Origin of the sequence: Corynebacterium sp. MSK006 (assembly GCF_030232385.1) — a bacterium.
Taxonomy (GTDB): Bacteria; Actinomycetota; Actinomycetes; order Mycobacteriales; family Mycobacteriaceae; genus Corynebacterium; species Corynebacterium frankenforstense_A.
On sequence record NZ_JASPJZ010000002.1, the window covers coordinates 154,698 to 176,889 of the forward strand.

The window sequence follows — 22,192 nt, forward strand, 5'->3', positions numbered from 1 at the left end:
AACATGAAGGTTCCCTCACAATGTACCGCATCGCGGGGAGGCGCTTTCTGCGGCTTGTTCCCTGAACATACGTGAGCCGCGGGACACATGTGCGCAATTCAGTGCATCAGTTCACACCGTTCGCGCCCCCCGCAGCTCCCCCACGCCGGGACAGGTGACACATCTGCATGTCAGAATGGGCGTCGTGACTTCCCGGGACCTCTTGCACGAGCTGGCCGACTCCTACGGCATCGCCACCACCTACGAGGGCAGCGGCGGCGAGCACGTCGTCGCCGGGGAGGCGACACTGACCGACCTCCTCGCCGCGATGGGCGTGGACACGGCGGACCCGGCTGCCGCCCTGGAGCGCCGCCGCGACGAGCTGGCCTCCCGCCCGTTGCCGCCGACGGTCGTGGCCACCGAGGGCTACCCCTACGTCTTCCCCGTGCACGTGCCCGACGGCTGGCCGGCCGAGGTCACCGTCGAGCTCGAGGACGGCTCACGGCGCCCCGCCGCTCAGCGGGACAACTGGACCCCGCCGCGCGAGGTCGACGGCACCGTCTGGGGCGAGGCCAGCTTCGAGGTCCCCGCCGACCTGCCGCAGGGCTGGCACCGCCTGCACCTGACCGCCGGCGGGCAGGGCGAGCTGACCGCCGAGGCCACCCTCGTGGTCACCCCGGAGCGCCTGACCGGCGCGACCGAGCTGGTCGAGCACCCGCGCGCCGGCGTGATGGCGCAGCTGTACTCGGTGCGCTCGCGGCGGTCCTGGGGCATCGGCGACTTCGCCGACCTCGGGGCGCTGGCCGAGACCGTCGCCGCCGAGGGCTTCGACTACCTGCTGGTCAACCCGCTGCACGCGGCCGAGCCCGTGCCGCCGGTCGAGAACTCACCCTACCTGCCGACCACCCGCCGTTACGTCAACCCGATCTACCTACGCGTCGAGGACGTCCCCGAGTTCGAGCAGCTCGACGCCGAGCTGCGTGCCGACGTCGAGGAGATCGCCGAGGAGTTCCAGGCCGCCGACACCACCGCCGACATCCTCGAGCGCAACCCCGTCTACGAGGCCAAGCTCGCCGTCTTGCGCGAGCTGCACGCCCTGGAGCCCACCGCCGAGCGCGGCGCGGCCTTCCGCGACTTCGTCGCCCGCGAGGGAGAGGGCTTGGTCGACTTCGCCCGCTGGTGCGCCGACCGCGAGTTCGATCCCGCGCGGGCCGACGCGCGCGGTGCGCACGCGATGGACGAGCCCGGCGAGGAGGAGTACCGCGACACCGTCGACTTCCACATGTGGCTGCAGTTCCTCTGCGACGAGCAGCTGGCCGCCGCCCAGGCCCGCGCCAAGGCCGCGGGCATGTCCGTCGGCGTGGTCGCCGACCTCGCCGTGGGCACGCACCCCGGGGGTGCCGACGCCGCGGTGCTCGCCGACGTGCTGGCGCCCGCGGCCTCCGTGGGCGCTCCCCCGGACGGCTACAACCAGCAGGGCCAGGACTGGTCCCAGCCGCCGTGGCACCCCGAGCGCCTCGCCGAGGCCGGCTACGCGCCCTGGCGCGACATGCTGCGCACCGTGCTGCGCCACGCTGGCGGCATCCGCGTCGACCACGTGCTCGGCCTGTTCCGCCTGTTCTGGATCCCGCGCGGCAAGCGCCCGGCCGACGGCACCTACGTCCGCTACGACTTCGAGGCCATGCTCGGCATTCTCGCACTCGAGGCCGAGCGCGCCGACGCCGTGGTCATCGGCGAGGACCTGGGCACCTTCGAGCGCTGGGTCCAGGAGGCCCTGGCCTACCGCGGCGTGCTGGGCACCTCGGTGCTCTGGTTCGAGGGCGAGCCCGAGGGCGGCGGCCCCCTGGCCCGCGAGCACTACCGGCGCCTGGCGCTGGCCTCGGTGGGCACCCACGACCTGCCGCCGACGGCGGCCTACCTCGAGGGCGTGCACATCGACCTGCGCGACGAGCTGGGCCTGCTGCTGCGCCCCGCCGAGGCCGAGCACGCCGAGGACCTCGCCTGGCAGAACCGGGTGCTCGACGCGGTGCGCGAGGCCGGCTGCTTCGAGGGCGACCCCGGCGAGTTCGCCGGGCGGCTGCGCGACGAGCGCGGCGACGCGGCGGCGCTGATCGAGGCGCTGACCCGCTTCATCGCGGGCACTGCCTCGGCGCTGACCTGCACCCAGCTCGTCGACATGGTGGGCGACCGGCGCACCCAGAACCAGCCGGGCACCACCGGCGACCTCTACCCCAACTGGCGCCTGCCGCTGTGCGACGGCGCGGGCGACCCCGTCCTCATCGAGGATCTGCCCGCGAACCCCATGTTCCGCCGCATCGCCGCCGCGGCGGCGCGAAGCTGACGCGGTGCGGCGCTGACGCGGTGCGGCGCTGACGCGCCGCACTCTTAGAAGAGGGAGAACAGCCAGGCCACGACGACGATCACGAGCAGCAGCACCAGCGCCTTGGTCACCAGGGACTGCGGGTAGCGGCGCTTACCGCGCGGCCGCGCCTGGTCCTCCTTGCGCAGCTGTTCGGGGTTGCCGTCCACCATCACTCACGTCCTTCCTCGTCGCGCCCGGGGGCACCCGTCCCCGTGGAACCACCGCGGCGTCGGAAACCGACGGCCGCGACGTCGATCGCGCGCAAAAGCACGATCGCCGCCACCGCACACGCGGGCAGCACCACCACCAGCAGCGCGAACAGCTGCACGGCGATGGGCGCGGAGACCAGGGTCTGCGCGAGCCAGTCATACACGGCGGTCACACCGCGACAGTCTAGCCGCCCCCGGTTCGCGGATCTGTGACACGACCCCGGCCGTGCTTCTACCCTGGTGCCCATGAGCAACCGCCCCACTGAGGACATCGATCCCGGATACGTCGGCCGATTCACCCCCGGCCCCGACGCCGAACGCCCCGCCACCACCGTGGCCGGGGCCGTCGCCGAGGGCTCCCCCGCCCCCGCCGCGTCGGCCGCCCGCCCGCCGGTGGACGACGAGGGCTACCTCGTCGAGCACGAGTCCCGCGACTACGACACTCCGGCGCCGGCGCCCGGTGAGGCGCCCTGGGAGCGCAAGGACCCCGAGTGGTACAAGACCGCCGTCTTCTACGAGGTGCTCGTGCGCGCGTTCTACGACCCGGAGGGCACCGGCTCCGGCACGCTCAAGGGCATGACCGCCAAGCTGGACTACATCAAGTGGCTCGGCGTGGACTGCATCTGGCTGCCGCCCTTCTACGACTCCCCGCTGCGCGACGGCGGCTACGACATCCGCAACTACCGCGAGATCCTGCCCGAGTTCGGCACCGTCGACGACTTCGTCGAGCTCGTCGACGCCGCCCACCAGCGCGGCATCCGCGTGATCACGGACCTGGCGGTCAACCACACCAGCGACACCCACGCCTGGTTCCAGGAGTCGCGCGCCAACCCGGACGGCCCCTACGGCGACTTCTACGTCTGGTCCGACGACCCGGAGCGCTACCCGGACGCGCGCATCATCTTCATCGACACCGAGGAGTCCAACTGGACCTGGGACCCGGTGCGCGGGCAGTACTTCTGGCACCGCTTCTTCTCCCACCAGCCGGACCTCAACTACGACAACCCCGAGGTCCAGGAGGCGATGCTCGACGTCATGCGCTTCTGGCTGGACCTCGGCCTCGACGGCTTCCGCCTGGACGCGGTGCCCTACCTCTTCGAGCGCGAGGGCACCAACGGCGAGAACCTGCCGGAGACCCACGCCTTCCTCAAGCGCGTGCGCGCCATGGTCGACGCCGAGTATCCCGGCCGGGTGCTGCTGGCCGAGGCCAACCAGATGCCCGAGGACGTCGTCGAGTACTTCGGCGACGGCCCGGAGGGCGACGAGTTCCACATGGCCTTCCACTTCCCGGTCATGCCGCGCATCTTCATGGCCGTGCGCCAGGCCAAGGCCGCCCCCATCAAGGACATCCTCGCCGAGACCCCGGCGATTCCCAGCTCCGCGCAGTGGGGCATCTTCCTGCGCAACCACGACGAGCTGACCCTCGAGATGGTCACCGAGGAGGAGCGCGCCTACATGTACGGCGAGTACGCGCGCGACCCGCGGATGAAGTCCAACGTGGGTATCCGCCGCCGGCTGGCCCCGCTGCTCGAGGGCGACCGCAACCAGCTCGAGCTGCTGCACGCGCTGCTGCTCTCCCTGCCGGGCTCGCCGGTGCTCTACTACGGCGATGAGATCGGCATGGGCGACAACATCTGGCTGGCCGACCGCGACGGCGTGCGCACGCCGATGCAGTGGTCCTCGGACCGCAACGGCGGCTTCTCCACCGCCGAGCCCGAGCGGCTCTACCTGCCGGTGGTCCAGAACGACCAGTATGGTTACGCCACGGTCAACGTGGACAACCAGATGAAGAAGTCGAACTCCCTGCTGCAGTGGGTGCGCAGCTACGTGCACATCCGCCAACAGTACCCGGCCTTCGGCCTCGGCGACTTCCGAGCCCTGGAGACCACCAACGAGGCCGTGCTCAGCTTCGTGCGCCGCTACCACGACGAGACGCTGCTGTGCGTCAACAACCTCTCCGCGGTCCCGCAGGCCGTCGAGCTGGACCTGAGCGAGTTCGCCGGGCGCGTGCCCCGCGAGCTCTCCGGCGGCGCGGACTTCCCGCGCATCACCGACCACCCGTTCACGGTCACGCTCGCCCCGCACGGCTTCTTCTGGTTCGAGCTCGAGGAGCGCGCATGAGCTTCGAGTCCGAGCTGGCCGCGGGGCTGGCCGCCGAGCGCTTCTACGGCGCCAAGACCGCGGGTGTCGACGCCGCGCGCGTCGAGCACGCCGCCGACTTCGACGGCGTGCGTGCCGCGGTGGTCGTCGCCCGGCACCGTGAGGTGACCGAACGCTACCAGATGCTTGTCGACGCCGCGGGCCACGACGTCCTGGGCGAGCACGCCGATGCGTTGGGCGCCGCCCTGGCGGGCGGCCGCGCGCCGCTGGGCCAGTTGCACGGCGACGCCTCGGTGCTTTCCGGCCTGCACGGCCGCGCGCTCGGCCAGGAGCAGTCCAACTCGACGCTGGTCTACTCCGATGAGACCGGCCCGAAGGTGGCGGTGAAGTTCTTCCGCAAGCTCGCCCCCGGGCTCAACCCGGAGATCGAGCTGCTCTCCGGCATCGGCGAAGTGCCGGCCGTGCCGCGCCTGCACGCCTGGGTCGACGCCGTCATCGACGGCGAGACCCACGCGCTGGCCGTGGTCCAGGAGTTCATCGCGGGCTCGCGCGACGGCTGGCTCGACGCCGTCGACGTCGCCGGCGCGGGAGACTCCTTCACCGGGCGCGCCCGGCTGCTGGGCGCGGCCACCCGCGAGGTCCACGAGGCGCTCGCCGGGGCCTTCGACACCACCGATCTTGACGGCGACGAGCTGGCCGGGCGCCTGAACGCCCGCCTGGACTCGCTGGTCGACCAGGCCCCCGAACTCGCCGAGGTCGCCGAGGAGGCCCGCCGGCGCTACTCGCGGCTTTCCGGCACCACCGGTGTCGCCCAGCGCGTGCACGGCGACCTGCACCTGGGCCAGGTGCTCTTCACCCGCGAGCGCTACGTGCTGCTCGACTTCGAGGGCGAGCCGGCCCGCCCGCTGGCCGAGCGCCGCCTGCCGGACAGCCCGGCGCGCGATCTGGCCGGGCTGATCCGCTCGATCGACTACGCCGCGCACTTCAACGCCTACTCGGGCCGGCCCGGCCCCGCCGACCCGGCCCGCTGGGCCGCCGAGGCCACCGAGGCACTCCTCGAAGGCTACGGCCCGCTCGACGCGCAAAAGGTGCCCGCCGGCTGGCTGGACGCCTACGTACTGGACAAGGCCCTCTACGAGGTCGCTTACGAGGCCAACAACCGGCCCGGCTGGGCCGGCATCCCGCGGGCCGCCGTCACCGGGATCCTCGGATAGCGCCGTGGACACCACCATCAAGAGCCCCCGGGCCCGCTACACCGGCACGCTGGAGGACGGCGCGCGCGTCTTCCACTCGGTGCCCTACTGCCGCTTCCCCGAGCCCTTCGGCCCGGCCGAGGAGCTGCCCAAGGCGCCCGAGCAGCCCGCCGAGGTCGACGCGCGCCGGCCGCGTCCCGAGGCCGTCGCGCTGACCCTGGCCGCCCCCGAGAGCGCGCACTACGGCTCGGACCTGCCGGTGGTCGTCTTCATCCACGGCGGGGCCTACCACGAGGGCTCCCACGAGGACTTCGACATGGGCATCCTCGCCCGCCGCGGGATCATCGGGGTCTCGGTCGACTACCGCCTCGACGCGCAGGGCTTCGTGCGCTTCCACGACGACGAGCCGAACCGCTACCGCGGCATCGACGACTGCCTGACCGCCCTGAAGTGGCTGGCGCGCGAGATCGAGCACTTCGGCGGCGACCCGGGCAACATCACGCTGGCCGGGCAGTCCGCAGGCGCTGGCATCTGCCTGTGGCTGACGCGCACCGACCACTACCAGGGCCTATTCCAGCGCGTCTGGGCGCTCTCCCCGGCCTTCCCGCGGGTGCCCTTCGACAAGCGCAAGGGCACACTGCGCCGCATCCAGGGCACCCCGGTGACCCGGCGCCACTTCACCCGGCGCCTCGAGCGGCACCCGCGCGCGCTGGCCCGCGGCATGCGCCGGTTCCGCTCGCGCTACTTCCATGACCTCGCACTGGGCCCCGCCCCCTTCGACGCCCACGAGCTGGCGGAGGTGCCTGTGCTGGTCAGCTGCACCCGCGACGAGCTCTACAACGAGTCCACCACCGCGCGGATCGACCGGGCGGGCCTGGGCGGGTTCGCGGTGCGCGTGGCCCACGCGCTCTTCGGCCTGCAGGTCCCGGCGGGCAGCTACCTCGACGCCGTCGCCGAGACCGACCCCGATCGCCCGCTGTCCCGGCTGGCCGGCGACGCGATGATCCGGCGCTGGGTCGCTGAGACCGCCGAGCACGCCGCAGGCCCCGTCTGGGTGATGGAGCTGACGGGCACGAAGGAGCAGCCGGCGGTGCACTGCGACGACCTGCCGCTGATCTTCGGGCCGGGCACCGGACCGCAGGGCGGGCCCGAGGCCCACGGCGATCACCTGCTGGGCCTTCTGCTCGACTTTGCGCGCACCGGCGAGCCGGGCTGGCCGGCCCAGCGGCGCCCCGAGCGCAAAGCGGTGCGCATCGACCGGGACTCGGGGCGGCGCACCGAGGTCAGCGACCCGCTGCGCGCGGTGCGCCTGGCCTTCCAGCGCCCGCGCTGGCTCTGAGTCCCACAGGCGCCCACCCCCGGGCGCCGGGTGTCACGCACCCAGGGCGCGGCGCAGGCGGGCGTCGGAAAGCTCGTCGACCATCCACTCGGAGAAGGCCATCGGCGCGGCCTCGGCCGCGCGTACGACGTCGCCGGCGGAAAGCCACGCCATGGAGTCGACCTCCTCGGGGCGCGGGGCGGGGGCCGCGGCGTCGTCGACGGTGAGGGTGAAGACCGGGCAGATCTCGTTTTCCACCAGGCCCGAGGAGTCGACGGCGCGGTAGCGGAAGTCCGGCAGCACCAGCTGCGGGGCGCCCAGGCGCTCTGGCGAGAGGCCGAGCTCCTCTGATGCGCGGCGCAGCACCGCGTCGGCGGTCTCCTCCCCGGGGCCGGGGTGGCCGCAGAAGCTGTTGGTCCACACGCCCGGCCAGGTCTTCTTGCTCAACGCGCGCCGGGTCAGCAGCACGCGGCTGTCCGGGTCGAGCAGCCAGGCGGAGAACGCGAAGTGCAGCGGGGTGTCGGTCGTGTGCACCTCGGACTTCAGCGCCGTGCCTGCGGGGTTGCCCGCCGCGTCGGCGAGGACGACGAGCTCCTCGCTCACAGCTGCCCCTCGAAGACGACGTTGCCCAGGGTGAACGTCGCCGAGGAGAGGCTGCCCGGCGAGACGTTGAACGGGTAGCGCAGGTTGGTCGTCGCCCCGGCGCCCAGCGGGCGGTCGAGGCCGTCCTGGCCGGCCACGCCGGCGGCCTCGGCGTCCATCAGGTCGGCCGTGGAGCCGTCCGAGAGCTCGAGGGCGGGCTTGGCCAGCGCGTCCGGGGGCACGGGCACGTCGTTGAGGTTTTCCACCTCGACGGTGATGATCGAGCCGCCGGCCTGGCCGGAGACGGTGCCCTGCAGCGTGTAGCGCAGGTGCAGGCCGGGGTCCTCGACGTTGTCCTCGGTGGCGTCGACCCGCTTCTGGGCCGCCTCCTCGGGCACGAAGTCCGGGGTCTGGCTGGTGGTGACCTCCAGGCCCTCCTTCTGCGCGGTGTCCTCCTCGCCGCAGGCCGCCAGGCCCGTGCCGACGAGCACCACCACCGCGGCTGCCGCCGCCCTGCGCAGTGTGCCCGCGATCGTCTGGTTCGCCACGGTCTCGTTACCTTCCTGCCTGGTGTCCGGGATCTCAGCCGATTCTAGCGGGCCGCGGGATTAGGACGGCGCGCCGGTGCGTTGCACCCTGGGTATGTCTGTATCCGTGGGCATTCACCCCCGACCCGTCCGTCTCCAGGAAGGCACCGAGCAACCGTGCACGCACTGACCCGCATCATCCGCAGCACCGGCGCGCTGTGGCCGTTCTACCTCGGGGTCTTCATCACCTCGGTGGTCACCGCCGCGCTCTCGCTGGTCTCGCCGTTCCTGCTGCGCGAGGCCACCGACACCATCGTCGGCGCGCTCTCCGACGACGGCGACGTCACGCGCACCGTCGTGACCACCATCGTCTGGCTGGCCGTCGCGCTCTTCGGCGTGGACCTGGCGCGCACCCTGGCCACCAACGTCGGCGGCTACATCGGCGACGTGATGGCCGCCCGCATGCGCCAGGTGCTCTCCACCCGGTACTTCGCCAAGCTGCTGACCCTGCCGCAGCGCTACTTCGACACCCAGCGCACCGGCACCGTCATCGCCCGGCTGGACCGCTCGATCGCCTCGGTGACGCAGTTCCTGCAGTCCTTCGCCAACAACTTCTTCCCCACCCTGATCACCGTGGCCGCGGTGCTGACCGTCTCGGCGGTCTACTACTGGCCACTGGCGCTCATGCTCGCCGCGCTGTTCCCCGTCTACATGTGGCTGACGGCCCTGACCAGCCGCCGCTGGCAGCGCATCGAGGCCGACAAGAACCACGAGATCGACGTCGCCGGCGGCCGCTTCGCAGAGGTCGTCGGCCAGGTCAAGGTGACCAAGTCCTTCGACGCCGAGCCCCGCGAGCTGCGCTCCTTCGCCGAGCGCTTCGACCGCACCGTCAAGCTCACCCGCACGCAGTCGTCCTTCTGGCACCGCATGGACTCGCTGCGCGGGGCGGCGATGAACGTGATCTTCCTGGGCATCTACCTGACGCTGTTCCTGCGCACCCTGCACGGGCACTTCTCGCTGGGCGACATGGTCATGCTGCTGCAGATGGTCAACATGGCCAAGCAGCCGGTGTTCATGATGAGCTGGATCGTCGACGCCGCCCAGCGCGCCATCGCCGGCTCCCGCGACTACTTCAACGTCATGTCCGAGCCCGTCGAGCCCACCGCCGAGCGCCAGCTCGTCGCGGCGGCCTCCGCCTCCGGGGTACCGCTTCTCGACGTCGCGCCCACCGCCGCCCCGGCCCCGGCCGACGGCGCGGCCGTCGGCTTCGAGGACGTGTGGTTCTCCTACGAGGAGGGCTCCCCCGTGCTGCGGGACGTGACCTTCTGCGCCGCCCCGGGCGAGCGCATCGGCCTGGTCGGCGCCTCCGGCGGCGGCAAGTCGACCATCGTGAACCTTCTGCTGGGCCTCTACCGCGCGGACTCGGGACGGGTCACCGTCGGCGGCCACGACGTCTCCGGGCTCTCCGCGGCCGAGCTGCGCGCCTCGGTGGGCGTGGTCTTCCAGGAGCCGAACCTGTTCTCCGGGACCATCCGGGAGAACATCGCCTACGGCCGGCCGGACGCCTCCGACGCCGAGATCGAGGCGGTGGCCCGGCGCGCGCACGCCCACGGCTTCATCACCGCCTTCGACGACGGCTACGACACCGTCATCGGCGAGCGCGGCCTGCGTCTTTCCGGCGGGCAGAAGCAGCGCATCGCCATCGCCCGCGCGATGCTCAAGGACGCGCCGGTCCTCGTCCTCGACGAGGCGACCTCCGCGCTGGACAACGCCTCCGAGCGCGCCGTGCAGGCCGGCCTCGAGGAGCTCATGCACGAGCGCACCACGCTGGTCATCGCCCACCGCCTGTCCACGATCGCCGGGGTGGACACCCTGGTCACCCTCGACGAGGGCCGCGTCGACGAGGTCGGCTCCCCGGCCGAGCTCGCCCGCTCCGGCGGCATCTACGCCCAGCTGCTGGCGATGACCGCCTCCGACTCCGCCGCCGACCGCGCCCGCCTGCGCGAGTTCGGCATCGGCACCGGCCGCCACGACGAGGAGGACGAGGACGCCGGGGAGGCCGGAAAAACCGGCGAGGCCGCGGAGTACGACGGGGAGACCGACTAGGCCGCCGCCTCTCCCCGGGGCCGCGGACACCGGTCACCGGAACGCGGTTAGACTGCCAGGCATGCATGTTCCCGAGATCGGCGAGCTGCGCGCCCGCCAGACCCGCAAGTGGACCCAGTATCCCGACGACGTGCTGCCGGCGTGGATCGCGGAGTCCGACTTCGCCACCTGCGAGCCGGTCAAGCGGGTCATCCGCGAACGCGTCGAGGCGGAGTCCCTCGGCTACACCCCCGCCCACCACCGCCTCGGCGAAGCGCTGGCGGACTTCTACGACTGGCGCTTCGGCTGGCGCCCGGACCCCGGGCACGTGGTGCCGGTGGCCGACGTGGTGCGCGGCCTGCTGCTGGCCGTCGAGTACATGACCCGGCCCGGCTCCGCGGTCGTGGTGCCCGTGCCGGCCTACCCGCCCTTCCTGCAGATCCCGGTCACCGCCGGGCGCGAGAAGGTCGAGGTCGGCGCCTACGGCGGCATCGACCTGGCCGACGTCGAGGAGGCCTTCCGCAACGGCGCCGGCTCCATGCTGGTCTGCGCGCCGAACAACCCGCTGGGCTACACCCTCTCCGAGGAGTTCCTCACCGAGCTGGTCGCCCTGGCCGACCGCTACGACGCCCGCCTGCTCGTCGACGAGATCCACGCCCCGCTGGTCTACGACGGTGAGCACGTCGTCGCCGCCGGACTGTCCGAGACCGCCGCGAAGGTCTGCGTGACCGTCACCGCCACGAGCAAGGCGTGGAACATCGCGGGCCTGAAGTGCGCCCAGATGATCTTGACCAACCCGGCCGACCGGCACGCCTGGCACACCATGACCGGCGTGGCCAAGGACGGCGTGGGCACCCTGGGTATCTTCGCCGCCGAGGCCTGTTACGACGCCGGGCGCGACTTCCTCGACGAGGAGGTCGCCCACCTGCGCGAGCAGCGCGACTGGCTGGTCGAGGCCCTGCCCGAGGCCGTGCCGGGGCTGAAGGTCCACCGCCCGCAGGCGACCTACCTGATGTGGCTGGACTTCCGCGACACCCCGATCTCCCAGGACCCGGCGGGCCTGCTCGTGCGCCACGGCAAGGTCGCGCTCAACGACGGCCGCGCCTTCGGCACCGGCGGGCCGGGCCACGCGCGGCTGAACTTCGCGACGTCCCGCGCGAACCTCGAAGAGGCCGTCGAGCGCATCGCCCGCGGCGTCGCCGCCTGCTCCTAGGCCCTACTCGCCCGGCCCGGGCCCCTGGGCCCGGGCCCTAGAAGAACCCGAGGACGTCGTCCTCGTCGTCCTCGCTCTCCGGGTCCCAGTGCTCGTTGGGCAGCTCCCGGATGTAGAACGCCGTCTCCTGCTCCGGGTGGCCGCCGGCCTTGGAGAGCACCGCGGCCGCGCCCGGGTTGTCGCGGCTGATGCGCCCGATGTGCAGCTGGTCGTAGCCGCCCTCGCGCAGCGAGGCGTAGAGCTCCCGGGTGACCAGGTTGAGCGCGCCGCCCAGCTGCGCGTCCGGGTGGGTCGCCTGCGCGATGAGCACCGCGTCGCGGGCCTCCCCGCGCAGCTTGGCGCGCACCAGCCGGGCCGTCGAGCGGTGGTCGATGCGCCCGTCGGAGGCGCGCAGCAGCACCGAGGGGTCCGGCATGGCCAGGCTGAAGCTGACGGTGCGCCCGTCGAAGGCGTCGTCGGCCATCACCAGCAGGTTCGGGTCGAGCAGCGGCTCGAGACCCGCCAGCTTCTCGCCGAGGTACTCCCGGGAGAGCTTGGTGAAGTACGGCAGGTGGCCGTAGGAGTCGTTGAGCACCCACAGCAGGTCCAGCGTCTCGGCGCGCACGCGGAAGCGGCCGGGCCGGCGAAGGCGCAGGCCCTTGGCGCGCCAGTCGGACTCGGTGGGGCGCACGGCGCGCTCGGCGGGGATCTTCGAGACGTCGATACGCCAGGTGTCGGTGACGTGCCAGGCGTTGTAGCCCTCCTCCTCGAGGACCTGCGGCAGCCAGTCCGGGTTCCACGCGCCGGTCAGGAACGCCGGGCGGTCGAAGCCGGAGCGCAGCACGCCGCCGCCCATGTTGGGCAGCAGGGTGCACGGCCCAAAGACGTGGGTCGCGCCGACGCCGTGGGCCATCCGGGTGACCTGGCGGATCAGGGCGCGGGCCACCACCTGGTCGGCGGCGACGAAGGCGCCGAAGAGCTGGGCGCGCACGTGCTCGCCGAGGGCCTCGGGCCCGCGCGAGAGCCGCCCGTTGAGCAGCGCCGACTGGTGGGTGACCATGCGCCCGACGGCGGCGCCGGTGCGGTCGCGGGCCAGCCACAGGCGCACGCCCGGCAGCACCGAGCGGCCCCGGTACCACTTGGTGATCTCGTCGGCGCGCACGGGAACGTCGTACGTGGACCAGCCCTCCAGGCGGCCGGGCAGCGCGATGAATTCCCGCAGCTCCGCACGCGAGTTAACCAGATGGACGGTCGGGCGGGTGCCGCGGGCGCCCGCAGCGGTCCCCTTCGAGTCAGCAGCCATGACCCCGATGGTAATGGACCACCCCGCCGGGGGTGCGAAAGGAATTATCAGTGGGCGAAGTTATGTTGTCGCCCGGGTCACGTCGTATTGTAGGTCCCTATTCGACAGGAAAACCCCCATAGAAAGCACAGGGACCGCACATGAGCAACACTGCCCCGGCCCTCAAGGGCACGGCGAAGGGCATGACCTTCGGCGTGTTCATCGCGACGTCGTTCATGCTCTTCTCGATGTACTTCGGCGCCGGCAACCTGATCTTCCCGCCGATGCTCGGCCTCCAGGCCGGCGAGAGCTTCGCACCCGCCATGATCGGCTTCCTCATCGCCGGCGTGGCCCTGCCCGTCCTCGCGATCATCGCCATCGCCATCTCGGGCGCGAACATGCGCGACCTCGCCTCGCGCGGCGGCTACATCTTCGGCCTCGTCTTCCCGGTCCTGGCTTACCTGTCCATCGGCGCCTTCTACGCGCTGCCCCGTACCGGCGCGGTGAGCTTCTCCACCGCCATCCAGCCGCTGACCGGCTGGGACTCGACGCTGGCCTCGGGCGTGTTCAACTTCATCTTCTTCGGCATCGCGCTGGCGCTGGCCTACAACCCGACCTCCATCGTCAACAAGCTGGGCAAGTTCCTCACCCCGGCGCTGCTGATCCTGCTGGTCGTGCTCATCGTCATCGCCGTGACCAAGTTCGACGGCACCCCGGGCGCGCCCGCCGAGGACTACGCCGAGAACCCGATGGCCGCCGGCCTGCTGCAGGGCTACCTGACGATGGACTCCATCGCCGGCCTGGCCTTCGGCATCGTCGTCATCTCCGCGCTGCGCTACAGCGACATCCCCGAGGGTGCCTCCCGCGTGCGCGGCACCATCTGGTGCGGCATCGGCGCCGGCGTCCTGCTCGCCCTGATCTACCTGGGCCTGGGCTTCATCGGCACCATCATCCCGGACGGCGAGAAGTACGCCGACGGCGCCGAGCTACTCGCCGGTGCCTCCAACCTGACCATGGGCATGGCCGGCCAGATCATCTTCGGCCTGATCGTCCTGCTGGCCTGCATGACCACCGCCGTCGGCCTGATCGCCGCCACCAGCGAGTTCTTCGCCCTGCTGCTGCCGGGCGTGACCTACAAGGTCTGGGCCGTCCTCTTCGCCGTGATGTCCTTCGGCATGGCCACCATGGGCCTGGAGACCGTGCTGGCCATCGCCGCCCCGGTCGTCTCCTTCATCTACCCGCCGGCGATCACCCTGATCCTGATCACCCTGATCGAACCGCTGGTGCGAAAGAAGACCTCCTTCTACTGGACCTTCCGCCTGGCCCTGTGGGTCGCCGTGATCTGGTCCGCGGTCACCGTCGCCATCGAGCTGGGGGTCACCTCGTTCTCCCCGGTCGTCGACTGGGCCCCGATGCAGGACCTGAGCCTGGGCTGGGTCCTGCCCGTGGCCGTCGCCTTCCTCGTCGGCGTGATCCTGGACTTCACCACCGACCACCCGCAGCCCAAGTCCGCCCTGGTCCAGGCCATGGAGGAAGAGGAGCAGGCCGAGGAGGCCGGCGTCGCGGCGAAGTAACGCGCGCTGACGCGCCACGCCGCCACGCACGCGGCGTCGGAAATCGAAAGGCGGCCGGGACTATTCCCGGCCGCTTTCGCGTTGCACGGGCCAGAGACTCCTGTACCCCGTGAGCGAAAGGTTCCCATGAACGTCCCGCTGTCCCTCATCGACTTCTGCACCATCCACGACGGCGAGCGCCCCGGCGAGTCCATCGCCCGCTCGGTGCGGCTGGCCCAGGAGGCCGAGAGGCTGGGCTACTCGCGCCTCTGGTACGCCGAGCACCACAACATGAGCACGATCAGCTCCTCGGCGCCCGCGGTGCTCATCGCGCACGTCGGCGCGCAGACGGAGAAGATCCGCCTCGGCGCCGGCGGCGTGATGCTGCCCAACCACTCCCCCTACGTCGTCGCCGAGCAGTTCGGCATGCTCGCCGAGATGTACCCCGGCCGCATCGACCTGGGGCTGGGCCGGGCCCCGGGCACCGACCAGAACACGCTGGGCCGCGCGCTGCGCCGCGACCCGCGCGCCGCGGAGCACTTCCCCGACGACGTCGCGGAGCTGGCCGCCTACCTCTCCGGCGACTCGCTGATCCCGGGCGTGCAGGCGATGCCGGGCGCTGGCACGAACGTGCCGCTCTACATCCTGGGCTCGTCGATGTTCGGCGCGACCCTGGCGGCGAAGATGGGCCTGCCCTACTCCTTCGCCTCGCACTTCGCGCCGCGCCACCTCACGCAGGCGACCAGCTACTACCGGCAGAACTACCAGCCCTCCGAGCGCTACCCCGAGCCCTACGTCATCGCCGCGGTCAACGTCACCGCCGCCGACACCGTCGACGAGGCGCGCGCCGACTTCGAGCAGGTCTCCCGCGCCCGCGTGCGCACCATGGCCACCCGCGGGCCCGCCGGGCGCCACATCAGCGAGGAGAACCTCGATGCTCTGGTCAACTCGCCGTCCGGCCAGCAGATCATCTCGATGCTGCAGTTCACCGCCGTCGGCGACGGCGCGGAGGTGCGCCGCTACCTCGGCGAGTTCACCGAGCTCGCGCAGGCCGACGAGCTGATGATCTCCCTGCAGTCGCCCACCGGCGAGAAGACCGACCGGGCCATGGAGATCCTCGCCGGGGCCTGGGAGCTCTAGCCCCGGGGACTAGTCGTCCCACTCCTCGGCCGAGCGCGGGCGGGACTGCTCGATGAGGCGGTAGTCCGCGCCCGTCTCGAAGTCCTCGTCCTCCCCGGCCGCGAAGACCTCGCCGTCGACGAGGTAGTGGCCCTCCTCGTCGCGCTCAAGGACGGGCCGGTCCAGGGCGTTGCCCTCCTCGTCATAGCCGGGTGCCGGGCGCGCCTCGTGCTCCTCGAGCTTCTCGGCGCTGTCGGTGACCTCCCACTGGCGGGTGCGCACGCGGCGCACCGACGCGGCGTCGTCGGCCATGCCCTTGACCAGGGCGTACATCATCACGAAGTTGGTCAGGAAGAACGGCAGGGCCACGATGATGGCGACCTCCTGCAGCGCCTCGATGCCGGACTCCGGGGAGATGACCAGCAGCGCTGCGGCCACCGCGCCGATCAGCGCGCCCCACATCACCCGGTACCAGGTGGGGGTCTTGTCCTCGGCGCCGCTGGCGATCATGTCGTTGACCATCGCCGCCGAGTCGATCGAGGTGATGAAGAAGACCGCGATGATCGCCACGGCGAACGCGCTGACCACACCGGTCAGCGGGTAGGCGTCGAGCAGGTTGAACAGCGCGGCGGGCACGTTGCCCTCCTCGACGACGGGCTGGGTGAGCACGCCCGGGTCGCTGTTCTCCAGCTCGATGCCGGCGCGGCCGAAGATGCCGAACCAGATCACCGAGAACAGCGAGGGCACGGCCAGCGCGCCGAAGATGTACTCGCGCACCGTGCGACCGCGCGAGATGCGGGCGATGAACATGCCGGCGAAGGGCGACCAGCAGATCGTCCAGGCCCAGTAGAAGACCGTCCACTTGCCCTGCCAGCCGGGGTTGTCGTTGAAGGAGTCGGTCCAGAACATGACCTCCGGAAGCCCGGTGATGTACAGGCCGAAGGACTCGACGAGGAACTTGATCAGGGTCAGCGTCGGCCCGGCCAGCAGCACGAAGGCCATCAGCGCCATCGCGGCGCCGATGTTGACGTTGCTGAGGATCTTGACGCCGCGCTCCAGGCCGGTGGCCACGGACACGCAGCCGATCGCTGTGATGGTCACGACGATGAGCAGCTGCATCCAGGAGATCTCCGGCACGCCCCACAGCTGGTGCATACCCGAGTTGATCTGCAGGGTGCCCAGGCCGACGGAGACGGCGATTCCGAAGGTGGTGCCCACGATGGCGAGCACGTCGATGAGCTTTCCGGGCAGGCCGTAGATCTTGCCGCCCAGCAGCGGGGAGAACACCGAGGACAGGCGCGGGGGCAGCTTGCGCTTGTAGATGAAGTAGCCCAGCGCCAGGCCCGGCAGCACGAAGATGACCCACATGTGCAGGGCGAAGTGGTAGGAGGTGAACACGAACGCCTCGCGGATGGCGTCCTCGCTCATCGACTCGGCGTCCGCCATCGGCACGTTGTAGGCGTGGTTGAGCGGCTCGGCCACACCCCAGAACATCAGCACCGCGCCGAGGCCGGCGGCGAAGAGCATGGAGAACCACACCGGGAAGCTGTGCTCGGGCTCGTCCTCGTCGTCGCCGAGCTTGACGCGCCCGTAGCGCGAGAGCGCGATGCAGACCAGGAAGATGAACGCGGCGGAGATGCCGCCGATGTACATCCAGCCGAGGTTCTCCAGCAGCCAGTCGGAGGCCACGGAGAAGACGTCGCGGGCGGAGTCGCCGGCGATGATGGTCACCGCCACGAAGGCGACGACGAATCCGACGGCGCCGAGGAAGACGACCGGGTCGGACTGCAGCCGAGCCAGCGGGCGGGAGGATGCGGCGGCGCGTTCACGGGCGCGCCCCGACTGCTCCTCTCGTTGCCGCGAGTGTTCAGTTTCGGGGGTGGGAGGCATGTGTCAGCTTCCGTTCGACGGGCCCGTGCGGGCTCACATTTACTTTGTCCAGCATAGAGGTCGCCGCCGCCGCGGGAAGTTTTCGGTCCGACGGCACGTTTCCGCGCGCTCCCGGGCGCCGTGTTCGGCGCGCCGCCCTCAGGCCAGCAGCACGCCGGCGAGCATGATCACGGGCACGGCCAGCGCGGTCGAGACCACCCCGGTGTCGCGCGCGAAGTCCTCGCCGACGCGGAAGCGCAGCGCGTAGGTGTAGACGTTCTGCGCGGTCGGCAGCGCGCCCAGCAGCACAGCGGTCTGCAGGGCGGGCCCGGTCATGTCGAAGACCAGCGCTCCGATGAGCCCGGCGACCACCGGCTGGATGACGGTCTTGGCCACCGCCGCGCAGACCACGGGCGCGCCCGGGCGGGGCCAGTGGCCGTAGAGCGACATGCCGAAGACGACCAGGGCGAGCGGCACCGAGGCCCCGGCGAGCATGCCGACGGGCTCCTCGATCAGGGTGGGCACCGGCAGCCGCCCGGCCGCGAAGACGATGCCGGCGATCGCGGCGAGCAGCATCGGGTTCTTGAACGCGACGACGACGTTGCGCCACCACTTCGCGCCCGGCTCGTGCATCAGGTCGATGGCCGTCAGCGTCACCGGGGCGTAGAAGGCGATCTGGAAGAGCATCACGGGCACCACCGCCGCGGCGTCGCCGAGCACGTAGGCGGCCAGCGGCACGCCGAGGTTGCCGGCGTTGGCGTAGGAGGAGCCCAGCCCGGCGATGACGGCCTCGTCGCGGCGGAAGCCGAAGACCCAGCGGGCGAAGAGCCCGAAGCAGGTGCCAACGGCCAGCGCGGAGATCGCGGCGACGGCCAGGTGGGCGGAGAAGACCTCGGCGGGGTCGGTGTGGATGAGCTTGTCGAAGAGCAGCGCCGGGGTGGCGATCGCGTAGACGAAGGCCGCCAGCGCCCGCTGTCCCTGCGGCCCCAGCGTGCCGGTGCGCGCGAGCACCCAGCCCAACGCCATGACGACGAGGACGACGCTGAAGCCGGTCAGGACAGAAGTCATCCGCGCTCCCCCGCGAGGCCTGCCTGCCCGAGGATCTCGAGGAGCACCTCGGCGATGTGCCGGGCGCGCACCCCGGTGCCCTGCTCGATCTGGGTGCGGCACGAGAAGCCGTCGGCGATGACGGTCGTGTCCGCCGCCGCGGCCTCACGCACGCGCGGGAAGAGCTCGCGCTCGCCGAGGGCCATGGACAGCTCGCCGTGGCCCTTCTCGAAGCCCCAGTTGCCGGCCAGCCCGCAGCAGCCGGTGGAGATCGTCTCCTGCTCGACGCCGAGCGCGGCGAGCACGTCGGCGGCCTCCTGCGGGTCGCCCAGGGAGCGCTCGTGGCAGTGCACCTGCGTGAGGGCGCTCACGGCCGGCAGCCGGTCGACGTCGAGCGTGCCGTCGGCGACGAGTTCACGGATGCGCGGGGCGACGGTCTGTGCGAAGGATCGGGTCTGCCGCGCCAGCCGCGCGATCTGCGGCGAGGCCGACAGTTCCGTGGACTCGTGCTCGAGCATGACCGTGCAGGAGGGCTCCACGCCGACGACGGTCAAGCCCCGGTCCAGGTAGGGCTCGAGCACCTCGGCGCTGTGCTCGAGGACCTTCTTGGCCATGGTCAGCTGCCCGGTCGAGTGCCAGGTCAGCCCGCAGCACACGAAGCCGTCGGGGATGATGACGTCGAAACCGAGCGCCTCGAGCACGCGCACCGCCGCCTGCGCCGGCGCGGTGCCCAGCTGGTTGTTGAAGGAGTCCGGCCACAGCACCACCGTCTCGCGGTCGTCGCTTGACGACGCCGCGTCCGCCCGCCGTCGCTGCCACCGTTGCAGGTTTTCGTGGGCGAAGTGGATCAGCGGGCGGGTGGTGTCCAGGCCGCCGGCGCGCGCCATGAGCTTGGAGACGACCGGGGCGTGCATGGCCCAGTCGACCACGCGCGGCACCAGGGGGATGCGGTGGGCCACGGCGCCGAGCACCGGCAGCCAGCCCATCAGGTAGTGGGCCATGGGCCGGATGCGGTGGCGGTAGTGGTGGTGGAGGAACTCGGCCTTGTAGGTGGCCATGTCGACGTTGACGGGACACTCGGAGGCGCAGGCCTTGCAGGACAGGCACAGGTCGAGGGCCTCCTCGACCTCCTTGGAGCGCACGCCGTCGGGCAGGGCCTCGCCGCGGTACATCTCGGCGAGCAGACGGGCGCGCCCGCGGGTGGAGTGGACCTCGTCGCCGGTGATCTGGAAGGAGGGGCACATCGCGTCGTCCTCGGAGCGGCAGGCGGAGACACCGACGCAGCGGTTGATCGCGGAGAGGAAGTCGCCCTTGTCGGAGGTGAAGCGGTGCACCGGGGTGATGTCGAGGTTGCGCTGGGCGGGGTCCATGCGCAGGCCGTCGGTGACCTCGTCGGGGTCGACGAGCACTCCGGGGTTGCACACGCCCTCGGGGTCGAAGATCGCCTTGAACTCGGCGAAGAGGTCGAGCATCTCCCGCGAGTACATCTCGGGCAGCAGGCTGGAGCGCGCACGGCCGTCGCCGTGCTCGCCGGAGAGCGAGCCGCCGAAGGAGGAGACCAGCTGCGCGGCCTCGCGCATGAAGTCGCGGAAGGCGGCGACCCCCGCGGGCGTGGTGAAGTCGAAGCCGATGCGCACGTGCACGCAGCCCTCGCCGAAGTGGCCGAAGGGGATGCCGCGCAGGTGGTAGCGGTCCATCAGGGCGTAGAGGCCGCGCAGGTAGTCGGCGAGGTTCTCCGGCGGCACCGCGGAGTCCTCCCAGTTGGGCCAGGCCTCGCCGCCGTCCGGCAGGCGGGTGACGGTGCCGGCCGAGGACTCGCGGATGCGCCACAGCCCCCGCATCTCGGTCGGGTCACTGACGACGACGTGGTCGATGGTCTCCACGCTGCCGGCGACCTTCTCGGCCGCGGCGACGGCCTCCTCGACGGTCTCACCGCCGGTCTCGCAGTAGAGCCAGCCGCCGGCGGCCAGGCCCTTGCGCTCGCCGGGCAGGTTCTCGCCCGCGTGGGCCTGGCCCTGCTTGGAGCGCAGCGCGGCCAGCAGATCGCCGCCCATGCCCTCGATGGTGGCCACGCCGGGCTGGCGCAGCACGGGGGCGGCGGCCGCGGCGTCGTAGACGGTCTCGAAGGCCAGCACGGCCAGCGCGCGGACCTTGGGCACGGGCACCAGGCGGACCTTCATCTTCGTGATCACGCCGAGGGTGCCCTCGGAGCCGGCGATCGCGCGGGCGGGGTTGTCGGCGAGGTGGTGCAGCCCGTAGCCCGAGACCTGGCGCGGGAAGCGGCCCAGCTCGGTGTCGATCAGCTCGGCGTTGTCGGCGTAGAGGGCGCGCAGCTTGGCGTCGATGGTCCCGTCGGAGCAGCCCTCGGGCCCGACGGTGACGGTGCGGCCGTCGGCGAGCATCAGCTCCAGGGAGATGAGGTTGTCGGCGGCGGTGCCCCAGGCCACCGAGTGGGAGCCGCAGGCGTTGTTGGCCACCATGCCGCCGATGGTGCAGCGCGAGTGGGTCGAGGGGTCCGGCCCGTAGGTCAGGCCGTGGGGCGCGGCGGCACGCCGCAGGGCGTCGCAGACCACGCCGGGCTCGACGACGGCGGTGCGCGCCTCCGCGTCGAGCTCGAGGATGCGGTTGAAGTGGGCCGAGGTGTCGACGACGACGCCCTCGCCGATCGCGTTGGCCGCGACCGAGGAGCCGCCGCCGCGGCCGGTGACCGACCAGCCGCGCTCGCGGGCCACGGCGAGCACGTCGCGCAGGTCCTCGACGCCGTGCGGCTCGGCGACGGCGGCGGGGATGCGGCGGAAGAGCCCGGCGTCCGAGGAGTAGGCCACGCGGGTGGTCATGTCGGTGCGCAGCCCCGTGCGCGGGCCCGCGCCGTAGACGGCGGGGTCGACGCGGTGGAACCGCAGGGTTTCTCCGGGCGTGGTCTTCGGGGTGGTCTGGTGCGGCATGAATCCCTTCCTCTGGCGCCTGCCTCGGATGCTCCGTTCCGGCAACATGTTACACGCTACAGCCCTTACCCCGTGCATAATGGGGGTCATGCAGACGCCGAGCACCCTGACCGAACAGGTGATGGACACCGTCCGAGACAAGATCGTCGACGGGTCGATGTCCCCGGACACCTGGTACAGCGTCTACCAGCTCTCCGCCGAGCTCGGGGTGTCGCGCTCCCCCGTCCGCGACGCCCTGCTGCGCCTCGCGGAGGCCGGGCTGGTGAAGTTCACCCGCAACCGCGGCTTCCGCGTGGTGGAGACCCGCCCCGAGGACGTCGCGGAGATCTTCGGGCTGCGCCTGGGCATCGAGCCGTTCGCCGCCTACCGCGCCGCGCTCTCGCGCACCCCCGAGCAGCTGGCCGAGGCCGACGACCTGGTCGCCCGCATGGCCGCGCTCGCGGCGGCGGACGAGGCCGGCGACGCAGCGGACCCCGGCGCACTCGAGGACGAGTTCTTCACCGAGGACCGCAAGCTGCACGCCCTGATCATGGACATGGGCGGCTCGCACCGCGGCGGTGCGCTGGTGGAGACGCTGCGCACCCACACCCGCATCCTCGGGTCGAGCACCGCCGGCTCCTCGCGCACGCTCGCCGACATCCTCGACGAGCACCGCCCCGTCCTCGAGGCGATCCGCGGCGGCGACGCGGAGGCCGCACGGGCGACGATGCGCGAGCACCTGACCACCACCGGCAAACTCCTGCTCCACCAGGCACTGGGCGATGACACGACGCGCGCGACCGAGATCTGGTCGCGCTACGCCGCGGGCCTCTGATCCCCGGGGACCCCAC

Annotated in this window: 17 protein-coding genes; 9 read left to right on the plus strand and 8 right to left on the minus strand. The window is 71.7% G+C overall.

Going from position 1 to position 22,192, the window contains the following annotated elements; genetic code table 11:
- The first annotated feature begins 175 nt into the window (after positions 1–175).
- Positions 176–2,320 (plus strand): 4-alpha-glucanotransferase, encoded by a 2,145-nt coding sequence (gene malQ / locus QQA02_RS02105; protein WP_502870962.1) that lies wholly within the window; start codon positions 176–178, stop codon positions 2,318–2,320.
- A gap of 44 nt (positions 2,321–2,364) precedes the next feature.
- Here the strand turns inward: malQ and QQA02_RS02110 are convergent, their stop codons facing one another.
- Both QQA02_RS02110 and QQA02_RS02115 read right to left on the minus strand, forming a co-directional pair.
- Complete coding sequence (locus tag QQA02_RS02110; RefSeq protein ID WP_284773448.1) at positions 2,365–2,511, minus strand: hypothetical protein; 147 nt, start codon at positions 2,509–2,511, stop codon at positions 2,365–2,367.
- Positions 2,511–2,723, minus strand: coding sequence for a hypothetical protein (locus QQA02_RS02115; protein ID WP_284773449.1), 213 nt, complete (start codon positions 2,721–2,723; stop codon positions 2,511–2,513). The genes QQA02_RS02110 and QQA02_RS02115 overlap by 1 nt, the downstream gene beginning before the upstream one ends.
- Positions 2,724–2,796: 73 nt before the next feature.
- Here QQA02_RS02115 and treS point away from each other — a divergent pair, with 73 nt between their 5' ends.
- Genes treS through QQA02_RS02130 form a run of 3 tightly spaced genes read left to right on the plus strand, consistent with a single transcriptional unit; the run spans position 2,797 to position 7,182 of the window.
- The gene (gene treS, locus QQA02_RS02120; protein ID WP_284773450.1) at positions 2,797–4,671 is read left to right on the plus strand and encodes a maltose alpha-D-glucosyltransferase; all 1,875 of its coding nucleotides are present in this window, start codon (positions 2,797–2,799) and stop codon (positions 4,669–4,671) included.
- Positions 4,668–5,864 (plus strand): phosphotransferase, encoded by a 1,197-nt coding sequence (locus QQA02_RS02125; protein WP_284863129.1) that lies wholly within the window; start codon positions 4,668–4,670, stop codon positions 5,862–5,864. Before treS ends, QQA02_RS02125 begins: the two co-directional genes overlap by 4 nt.
- A gap of 4 nt (positions 5,865–5,868) precedes the next feature.
- Positions 5,869–7,182 (plus strand): carboxylesterase family protein, encoded by a 1,314-nt coding sequence (locus tag QQA02_RS02130; protein WP_284863131.1) that lies wholly within the window; start codon positions 5,869–5,871, stop codon positions 7,180–7,182.
- Positions 7,183–7,215: 33 nt separating this feature from the next.
- Here QQA02_RS02130 and idi read toward each other — a convergent pair whose 3' ends face one another.
- Positions 7,216–7,764 carry an isopentenyl-diphosphate Delta-isomerase gene (gene idi / locus QQA02_RS02135; protein WP_284863133.1) on the minus strand — a complete coding sequence of 183 codons (549 nt, stop codon included), beginning with the start codon at positions 7,762–7,764 and terminating at the stop codon, positions 7,216–7,218.
- Entirely contained in the window at positions 7,761–8,291 is a 531-nt protein-coding gene (locus tag QQA02_RS02140) for a hypothetical protein (protein WP_284773456.1), read from the minus strand. Before QQA02_RS02140 ends, idi begins: the two co-directional genes overlap by 4 nt.
- Before the next feature lie 156 nt (positions 8,292–8,447).
- On the opposite strand from QQA02_RS02140, the gene QQA02_RS02145 reads away from it, so the two are divergent.
- Together QQA02_RS02145 and QQA02_RS02150 are read left to right on the plus strand one after the other, a co-directional pair.
- Positions 8,448–10,376, plus strand: coding sequence for an ABC transporter ATP-binding protein (locus tag QQA02_RS02145; protein ID WP_284863135.1), 1,929 nt, complete (start codon positions 8,448–8,450; stop codon positions 10,374–10,376).
- Between the two features lie 61 nt (positions 10,377–10,437).
- Positions 10,438–11,568, plus strand: coding sequence for a MalY/PatB family protein (locus QQA02_RS02150; RefSeq protein ID WP_284773458.1), 1,131 nt, complete (start codon positions 10,438–10,440; stop codon positions 11,566–11,568).
- A gap of 37 nt (positions 11,569–11,605) precedes the next feature.
- Here QQA02_RS02150 and QQA02_RS02155 read toward each other — a convergent pair whose 3' ends face one another.
- The gene (locus tag QQA02_RS02155; protein WP_284773460.1) at positions 11,606–12,850 is read right to left on the minus strand and encodes a hypothetical protein; all 1,245 of its coding nucleotides are present in this window, start codon (positions 12,848–12,850) and stop codon (positions 11,606–11,608) included.
- 140 nt (positions 12,851–12,990) lie between these two features.
- Here QQA02_RS02155 and brnQ point away from each other — a divergent pair, with 140 nt between their 5' ends.
- Together brnQ and QQA02_RS02165 are read left to right on the plus strand one after the other, a co-directional pair.
- Positions 12,991–14,403: a branched-chain amino acid transport system II carrier protein gene (brnQ, locus tag QQA02_RS02160; protein ID WP_284863137.1), complete on the plus strand. Its 1,413-nt coding sequence runs from the start codon at positions 12,991–12,993 to the stop codon at positions 14,401–14,403.
- Positions 14,404–14,529: 126 nt separating this feature from the next.
- On the plus strand, positions 14,530–15,522 hold the full coding sequence (locus tag QQA02_RS02165) for an LLM class flavin-dependent oxidoreductase (RefSeq protein ID WP_284863138.1): 993 nt from the start codon (positions 14,530–14,532) through the stop codon (positions 15,520–15,522).
- A 9-nt stretch (positions 15,523–15,531) separates the two neighbouring features.
- On the opposite strand, the gene QQA02_RS02170 is transcribed toward QQA02_RS02165, so the two are convergent.
- The 3 genes from QQA02_RS02170 to QQA02_RS02180 all read right to left on the minus strand — a co-directional run bounded on the left by QQA02_RS02170 (position 15,532) and on the right by QQA02_RS02180 (position 21,362).
- The gene (locus tag QQA02_RS02170) at positions 15,532–17,391 is read right to left on the minus strand and encodes a BCCT family transporter (protein WP_284863140.1); all 1,860 of its coding nucleotides are present in this window, start codon (positions 17,389–17,391) and stop codon (positions 15,532–15,534) included.
- A 138-nt stretch (positions 17,392–17,529) separates the two neighbouring features.
- Complete coding sequence (locus QQA02_RS02175) at positions 17,530–18,438, minus strand: AEC family transporter (protein ID WP_284863142.1); 909 nt, start codon at positions 18,436–18,438, stop codon at positions 17,530–17,532.
- Positions 18,435–21,362 (minus strand): FAD-binding and (Fe-S)-binding domain-containing protein, encoded by a 2,928-nt coding sequence (locus tag QQA02_RS02180; protein WP_284863143.1) that lies wholly within the window; start codon positions 21,360–21,362, stop codon positions 18,435–18,437. The genes QQA02_RS02175 and QQA02_RS02180 overlap by 4 nt, the downstream gene beginning before the upstream one ends.
- An 88-nt stretch (positions 21,363–21,450) precedes the next feature.
- Between QQA02_RS02180 and QQA02_RS02185 the strand changes: the two genes are divergently transcribed.
- A complete protein-coding gene (locus QQA02_RS02185; protein ID WP_284863145.1) occupies positions 21,451–22,176 on the plus strand; it encodes a GntR family transcriptional regulator in 726 nt (241 codons plus the stop codon).
- Positions 22,177–22,192 lie beyond the last annotated feature (16 nt).